This is a genomic window from Clostridium sp., from assembly GCF_016650095.1.
Taxonomy (GTDB): Bacteria; Bacillota; Clostridia; order Clostridiales; family Clostridiaceae; genus Clostridium_AD.
In genome coordinates this window covers 1-8,169 of record NZ_JAENWL010000146.1, presented here as the reverse complement: position 1 = coordinate 8,169, position 8,169 = coordinate 1, and the positions used below count along the sequence as shown (strand labels likewise).

Sequence of the window (8,169 nt, the reverse complement as noted above, 5' to 3'; positions counted from 1 at the left end):
CCTTTATTAGGGACATTCAAATAATATATTCTTGCTATAATTTATATTATTTTTCTGTATATAACTCAACTATTTTAAGTATTACGTCAACTGCTTTTTCCATAGCAAATGTAGGTATGAATTCATATTTACCATGAAAATTATGACCACCCGCGAATATATTTGGAGTAGGGAGTCCCATAAAAGAAAGCCTTGCACCATCCGTACCTCCTCTAATAGGTACCATTATAGGATTTACTCCTACTTCCTTCATAGCCAAAAATGCTATATCTACAATTTTTTTAACTGGTTCTATTTTTTCTTTCATATTAAAATATTGATCCTTAACTTCTATTTCGACTGTTCCTTCTCCATATTTACTGTTTAGTTTATCGGCTATATCTTTTATAAATGTTTTCCTATTTTCAAAGTTTTCACTATTAAAATCTCTTATAATATATTGAAGTTTAGTTTCTTCAACTTCCCCGTTAAGGCTGATTAAATGGTAGAATCCTTCATAGCCTTCTGTAGTAGCTGGTGTCTCATTTGGTGGCAGCAAGTTCACAAATTCATTTGCTATAAGAGTAGAGTGAATCATTTTTCCTTTTGCTGAACCTGGATGAACATTTCTTCCATGAATACAAATTTTTGCTCCGGCAGCATTGAAATTCTCGTATTCTAATTCCCCAATAGTACCCCCATCTATAGTATATGCAAAATCTGCATCAAATTTTTTTACATCAAAAATATCTGCACCCCGACCTACTTCCTCATCCGGTGTAAATCCAATACAAATCGTACCATGTGAAATATGTGGATTTTCTACCAAATATTCTACAGCAGCCATTATTTCAGAAATACCAGCTTTATCATCTGCTCCAAGCAATGTAGTTCCATCTGTAGTAATAAGATTTTTGCCTATATAATCCTTTAATTCTGGAAAATCATTTGGAGATAGTACAATGTTATTTTCTTTATTTAAAATTATATCTTTACCATCGTAGTTGTAAACAAATTTAGGTTTAACATCTTTACCAGACATATCGGGAGAAGTATCCATATGTGCTATAAATCCTATAGTTGGCACCTTTTTTTCTAAATTTGAAGGAATCTTCGCCATTACATATCCATTATCATCTACACTTACCTGATTAAGTCCCATTGCCTTTAATTCCTTAACTAATTCTGTAGCTAGTAACATTTGCCCCGTCGTGCTTGGAACAGTCGTTGAGCCCTCATCAGATTTAGTATCATAGCTCACATATTTTAAAAACTTTTCTACAACTTTTGACATAAGCTCATCTCCTTATTTATTCTTTAAAAAACTATCAATTAATTTTTCTGCCATTCTCTTTTGCATATTAGCTTTATTAATAAGTAACAATATCATTAATATTAATTCTATTAACTCTCCATCTTCTCTTCCCATTCCCTTGATTTTACCTTTTATAAATTCTGTGTCTTTATCTATATCACAAGCGAATTCTTGATTTTGAACTTTTTTAATGTCTACAAAATTGTTATATAAATCTTCTAGTGAAAGGCTTGTATCTTCTGGAGCTTTTACATCAATAATAGAATCAAATACTGTATTAATATCACTAATTGATATTATCTGTTTCAAATTGTAAATAAGTGTAAGCAGTATCATATGTTCATTGGTATATTTCTTGTTTTTTGCTGGCATTAAAACCTTACCTTTAGTATAGTTATTAATCATAGTTTTTGTAAGAATTTTATCTTCTTCATTTCTTTTCAGAGTCCCAAGCTTTTCATTAAAAAAAGTTGTAACCTGATCCATGTATAAATCTACGCATGGTATCCCCATTAGACTAATATCTTTTGTTGCTATAATCTCTTGAACTAAATTATTTAAACTTTCCTTATTATACTCCATTTCTTTCACCTCTCCCTCATTATATAGCATAGATTACGCATAATCCACTGATTATGAATAATCCACCGATTATGCGTAATCTACAATGAGTAATCGATATTTACTAATATCTCCAATGATATTTTTATTATTCCTAAGCTATACAGTGCAATTTAACTGCATCTTAAATTATTGCCTAAATCCACTAGAAATATATATATTTTCAATATTGATAATAATTATTTTATGTTGTATTATTGATATATACATAATCTAGTTTTTAAAACTACGTATAATATCACTCTAACTGGATAACATATATTTACTTAGAGTCTAGCGCAAATAATCTATCTTAAATTGAAGATCCCCTTACATAATAAATTATTATATTTTTTTAAAGGAGTGAGTGATTTGTTATCAAAATTTAGAGAACCTATAAGTAGCCTTACACATTTACTTGGTGCCTTTTTATCCACAATAGGGTTAATACTACTGATTAAATATTCATTAGATACTACCAATGTATATAACACTGTTATACTATCAGTATTCGGGGTAAGCTCAATATTACTTTACTGTGCAAGTTCAACTTATCATAAGTCCTTATCTTCAAAAAAAACTATTAAAGTACTTAGAAGAGTAGATCATTCTATGATTTACGTTCTAATTGCAGGAACATATACTCCTATCTGCTTGATTGCTTTAAAAGGCGCCATCGGAACCTTCCTTTTCTTAGGCATTTGGCTTTTAGCTCTTATAGGAATTCTTTTGAAGATAATTTGGTTTGATGCTCCTAGATGGTTATACACTGGATTTTATATTTTAATGGGTTGGATTTCTATTTTTGCCGTTGTACCTATTATAAAAGCTGTATCCTTAGGTGGTTTTATGTGGTTACTTGCTGGTGGACTCTTTTACACTGTAGGCGGTATTATATATGCCACTAAACGGCCCAAAATTAATTTAAAATTTTTTGGGTTTCATGAAATATTTCATATTTTTATTATGCTAGGTAGTCTTTGCCATTATATACTTATGTTTAAGTACATAATGTACATTAACTAACTTAGGGATTTACAAATAAATAGTCTTTTAATGTTTACAAACCATTAAAAGACTATTTATTTTCAACTAAAAACTACATTCGCGCTATTTACCATTTAGGAATTCACAATAAGGAGCTATAGGACACACCTCACAATTAGGTTTCCTTGCTTTACATATTCTTCGTCCATGCCATATAATGAAGTGATGAGCATCACTCCACATTTTTTTAGGAATATTTTTCATTAGCTGTTGTTCTACCTCGCATACGTTTTTCCCTGAGGCAAGCCCAATTCTTTTTGAAACTCTAAAAACGTGAGTATCTACAGCAATCGCTGGAACACCAAAAGCATTAGATAATACCACATTAGCGGTTTTTCTACCTACTCCTGGAAGCTCTATTAGTTGTTCCATTGTACTTGGTACTTCGCCCTTGTATTTTTCTAATATAAGTTTAGTAGCACCTAAAATATTCTTACTCTTATTATTATAAAACCCACAACTTTTAATTTTTTCTCCTAGTTCAACAACTGATAAAGTAACCATAGCTTCTGGTGTATTAAATTGCTTATACAACTGCTTTGTAACAATATTTACTCGCTCATCTGTACATTGAGCTGATAGTATTGTTGAAATTAAAAGCTCATAATGGTTCGTGAAATCCAAACCACACTTTACCCCTTCATATGTTTCATTAAGAATATTAAGCACTGCATTGATTGTTTTTTTATTTATATAAACCACCTACTTTTCCCTAGTCAAATAATCAGCTACACAGCTTCAATATTAACGACTTCCTTAGGATTATTCTATCACAATCTATATGAAAATAACCTAACTCCTTAAGAATTAAATAAAAATACGCTGTTCACCCCATACTTGAGGCAAACAACGTATAAATGTTGCTTAGCGTCACTTAGCGCCAATTCCTTTTGCACTTAATTTTTGGAGCATATCAGTAGTCATTTTTCCCAAATCATATTCCGCGATAAATCCCCACTCATCTTTAGCGCAACTTGAATCCATTGAATTTGGCCATGAATCAGCAATACCTTGTCTTATTGGATCTACATTATAATCCATTATAAAATCTGGTATATGTTTTTTAATTTCAGAAGCTATTTCTTCTGGTTCAAAACTCATAGCTGCAATATTAAATGCATTTCTATGTATTAATTTTGATGCATCAGCTTCCAATAAATTAATTACTGCATTTATTGCATCCGGCATATACATCATATCCATTTTTGTACCACTCGCAATGAATGATGTGTATTTCCCTGACTTTAATGCTTCATAATATATATCAACAGCATAGTCAGTTGTTCCCCCACCTGGTAGAACTTCATAAGAAATCAAACCGGGAAAACGTACTCCTCTTGTATCAACTCCAAATTTCTTATTATAATAATCACATAATAATTCTCCAGCAACTTTATTTATACCATACATTGTTGTTGGTCTTTGAATTGTATCTTGAGGTGTATTATCTTTAGGAGTACTTGGACCAAACGCGCCTATGGAACTTGGGGTAAAAAACTTACATTTAATTTCTCTAGCAACTTCTAAGGCATTTACAAGTCCACCCATGTTTATATTCCAAGCGAGCAGTGGTTTTACTTCAGCTGTTGCTGATAATAAGGCTGCTAAATGAACTAATGTATCTATTTCATATTTTTTAGCAAGGTAAAGCATGGCTTTATGATCAGTTACATCTAGTAACTCAAACGGTCCCGAAGTAACTACTGGGCTATTCTCTAGCCTTCTTAAATCTGTAGCTATTACATTCTCACTACCATAAATTCCTCTCATTTTCATTACTAGTTCTGAACCTATTTGTCCTAAGGCTCCTGTTACTAATATTTTTTTCATTGTATTTCCTCCGCATTTAAATAAATAACGTAAACTATGCTTTCATAAATCTATTTTCATTATTACCTATTTTGCAAGGGAATATACTCCTCTATATTGCTGTGGTAACAAATCAGCTATGCTTAACATTATTTCATTCATAGCCCTATCGTAATACTCATTTTTATCTTCACCCTCATTTTTAATCGGAAGTGCAATCGGATCACCAACATTAATATTTACATCTGCATAATTAAACTTTTCTGACGCCATGCCCTTATCATTAATAGGCAACAATTTTTCTGTTCCCCAAATTCCCATTGGAACAAATGTTGCCTTAGATAACTTAGCCATTAATAATATACCCTTCTTGCCCTCTATCATTTTTCCACTTCTACTTCTTGTGCCTTCTGGAAAAATCATAATGTTATTACCTTGTTTTAGCGTATTAACTATTTTAGATATAGCCTCCTTATCTGCCGAATTAGGTTTCACTTGTATCGTCTTAGCCACGTGAAACCCTAGTTTTGTAAGCCTATTATCTGTTAGCTTTACACCCGCAACAAAAGTTACATTATTATCTTTTAATAGCCGATTCATAACTATGCCATCCGCATTACTTAAATGATTACATATGAAAATTATAGGCGACTTTGTATTTTTAATTTTCTCCATTCCGCAAGTTTTTATATTTGCATACTTATTAATGTATGAATCTAGTAATTTATTTGCTATAAAGGATACAACTTTATCTGGCAAAATGTCTATTATTCTTAACGCCACATTCGAAATCATCAGAATTCCACCTTTCATAAAAATAACTATATAATTATTATAATTTGAAAAACTTTAAAAGTCTATGATAATAATCCCTTATATACGGCGATGTATCCTTTTCTAAAGTTATAATTCTATCTTTTTCATAATGAATAGCATTAATAATTGCATTCCTCTTAAGGATATTTTTGCCTCTCCACCCACAAGAAGTGATTTTGTACTTATCTTTAAATAGCTGATTATCAATATTCATAAGCGTTTTTATATCGATTGTCTTCATATATTCATATGGCTTAAGTTCTTTAATAGAACTAGATTCAATTTCTTTGTTGTATGGACACACTCCTTGACAGGTATCACAACCAAATAGTCTTCCATTAATTTTTTCAAACCAAAAATCTTCTATATCTTTTTTCTGAGTTATGTATGATAAACATATATTAGCATCATTATTTATCCCTACTTGCCCTTTCACAATAGAATTTGTAGGACAAGCTTTTAAACAAACCTCACAATATCCACATTTTTGCCTTAGTGGTTTATCCGGTTCTATTATTAAATCTGTTATAATTTCTCCTAAAAAAACATATGACCCGTACTTTTCCGTTATCAAAGTATTGTTTTTACCTATGAATCCCACTCCACTATTACAGGCAATATATCTCTCTGGCAGCGCGTTACTATCCACAAAACACATAGATTTCGCACCCAACTCATCAATAAATTTACAAATTTTATCCATATACTCCGTTGTAACAGAATGATAATCTCTTCCTAACGTATATTTAGAAAAATGCACCCTTTGATTGCATTCTGAATCAAATGAATACGGAAATGCAATGGAAATTATAGTTTTTCCATAAGGCATATATAAAAATGGATTTATTCTCTTCTCTATGTCATGCTCCTCAAACTCATTTTCTAAGCCTAGCTTTTTTCTTTCCTCAAAATAAGGATTTAGCTCATGAAAAATCCTACACTCGCTAAATCCCACTGCATCCAACCCAAGTTTTTTACAAAATCGAGTTATCTCTTCCTTAATATCCATATTTTCAGTCCTTTTTATATTATCATATCATTGTACATTATCTTAGTGTTGCCTAAATAATCCTTAATCTCTATTATAGGCATAGTCTTTCTAAAAATCACTCTAGCAGGAATTCCAACAGCAGTTCCCTTTGCTAATACATCCTTTAAAACTACAGCATTGGCACCAATCTTACTACCAGTTCCTATTTTAATTGGGCCCAAAATCTTTGCACCAGCCCCAACTACTATATCATTACCTAAAGTAGGATGCCTTTTACCAGTATCTTTACCAGTTCCACCTAACGTAACCCCTTGATACAAGGTTACATTATCCCCAATTTCTGTAGTTTCCCCGATGACTACTCCCGTTCCATGATCTATAAACAATCCTTTTCCTATTTTAGCCCCTGGATGAATTTCTATTCCAGTAAAGAATCTAGCCAATTGAGATATAGCTCTAGATACAAAATAGATTTTGTGATTATATAGAATATGAGCTATTCTATATAATATTATAGCATGAGTAGACGGGTATAATAAGATTACTTCAACCCAATTCTTAGCTGCTGGATCCTTTTCTAATACATTCTTAATTTCATATTTTAGCATTTTAAGCATACAATCATCCACTCCTATAGAATTATATTAAAAATTTACTCGTAAATTCCCATTGAAATATACTTTTCTCCTCCATCAGGGGCAACAGTAACAACCTTTTTACCCTTGCCAATTTTTTTTGCGATTTTTATAGCTGCTGCAATATTCGCCCCTGTTGAAATCCCTACTAATATGCCTTCATCTTTAGCGATTCTTTTTGTTATTTCGAAAGCCTCTTCATCAGAAATTTTTATTATTTCATCAACTACAGTGCTGTCGTAAATATCTGGTGTAAAACCTGCTCCTATTCCTTGGATTTTATGTGGTCCCGGTTCTCCTCCTGATAATACAGGAGATTTTTCTGGCTCAACTGCAACTACCTTAATGTCCTTGCTAATTTCTTTTAATCTTCTACCTACTCCAGTAATCGTTCCACCAGTTCCTACTCCTGCTACAAAAACATCTATATCTGATACATCTCTAAAAATCTCTTCTGCAGTAGTAGCATAATGTTTTTCTGGATTCGCTATATTAACAAACTGTTGCGGCAAAAAGAATTTAGAATCTCCGTCTGCTATTTCTTTTGCTTTATTTATAGCACCCTTCATTCCTTTTGAACCATCTGTAAGAACAAGTTGTGCACCATATGCCTTAATTAAACTACGTCTTTCAACACTCATGCTATCTGGCATTACAATAATTACTTCATACCCTTTTACTCTTCCAATCATTGCTAGTGCTATTCCCATATTTCCACTGGTTGGTTCAACTATAGTGAATCCTCCTTTTAGTAATCCTAATTCTTCAGCTTTTTCTATCATTCCAAGGGCTGCCCTATCTTTTATACTTCCAGCTGGATTGTATTTTTCTAGCTTCACAAAAATATCAGCCATGTCACCCTTAACTAATTTATTTAGTTTTAAAACCGGCGTTGCTCCTATCATATCTAAAACGTTGTTATACATCATAATAATATCCCTCCAAATTTAAAATAATTAATTGACCCTGAAAATCTT

Annotated in this window: 9 protein-coding genes; 1 reads left to right on the top strand and 8 read right to left on the bottom strand. The window is 31.8% G+C overall.

The genetic code is table 11. The annotated features are described in order from the left end of the window. Positions 1–46: 46 nt before the first annotated feature. Both pepT and JJE11_RS10045 read right to left on the bottom strand, forming a co-directional pair. Positions 47–1,273, bottom strand: a complete 1,227-nt coding sequence (pepT, locus tag JJE11_RS10050; RefSeq protein WP_291635135.1) for a peptidase T — start codon at positions 1,271–1,273, stop codon at positions 47–49. 12 nt (positions 1,274–1,285) lie between these two features. Beyond that, a complete protein-coding gene (locus JJE11_RS10045) occupies positions 1,286–1,876 on the bottom strand; it encodes a DUF1836 domain-containing protein (RefSeq protein ID WP_291635132.1) in 591 nt (196 codons plus the stop codon). A 390-nt stretch (positions 1,877–2,266) separates the two neighbouring features. On the opposite strand from JJE11_RS10045, the gene JJE11_RS10040 reads away from it, so the two are divergent. Next, the gene (locus JJE11_RS10040) at positions 2,267–2,920 is read left to right on the top strand and encodes a hemolysin III family protein (protein WP_291635131.1); all 654 of its coding nucleotides are present in this window, start codon (positions 2,267–2,269) and stop codon (positions 2,918–2,920) included. Between the two features lie 84 nt (positions 2,921–3,004). Here the strand turns inward: JJE11_RS10040 and nth are convergent, their stop codons facing one another. The 6 genes from nth to cysK all read right to left on the bottom strand — a co-directional run bounded on the left by nth (position 3,005) and on the right by cysK (position 8,121). Beyond that, positions 3,005–3,634: an endonuclease III gene (gene nth, locus JJE11_RS10035; protein WP_291635136.1), complete on the bottom strand. Its 630-nt coding sequence runs from the start codon at positions 3,632–3,634 to the stop codon at positions 3,005–3,007. 177 nt (positions 3,635–3,811) lie between these two features. Continuing rightward, positions 3,812–4,771, bottom strand: coding sequence for an L-threonine 3-dehydrogenase (locus JJE11_RS10030; protein WP_291635127.1), 960 nt, complete (start codon positions 4,769–4,771; stop codon positions 3,812–3,814). Between the two features lie 66 nt (positions 4,772–4,837). Beyond that, complete coding sequence (locus JJE11_RS10025) at positions 4,838–5,545, bottom strand: 1-acyl-sn-glycerol-3-phosphate acyltransferase (RefSeq protein WP_291635125.1); 708 nt, start codon at positions 5,543–5,545, stop codon at positions 4,838–4,840. A gap of 37 nt (positions 5,546–5,582) precedes the next feature. Continuing rightward, positions 5,583–6,575 (bottom strand): tRNA epoxyqueuosine(34) reductase QueG, encoded by a 993-nt coding sequence (gene queG, locus JJE11_RS10020; RefSeq protein ID WP_291635123.1) that lies wholly within the window; start codon positions 6,573–6,575, stop codon positions 5,583–5,585. A 14-nt stretch (positions 6,576–6,589) separates the two neighbouring features. Further along, positions 6,590–7,174, bottom strand: a complete 585-nt coding sequence (gene epsC, locus JJE11_RS10015) for a serine O-acetyltransferase EpsC (protein ID WP_291635121.1) — start codon at positions 7,172–7,174, stop codon at positions 6,590–6,592. A gap of 35 nt (positions 7,175–7,209) precedes the next feature. Further along, complete coding sequence (gene cysK, locus JJE11_RS10010; protein WP_291635119.1) at positions 7,210–8,121, bottom strand: cysteine synthase A; 912 nt, start codon at positions 8,119–8,121, stop codon at positions 7,210–7,212. Positions 8,122–8,169: the final 48 nt, after the last annotated feature.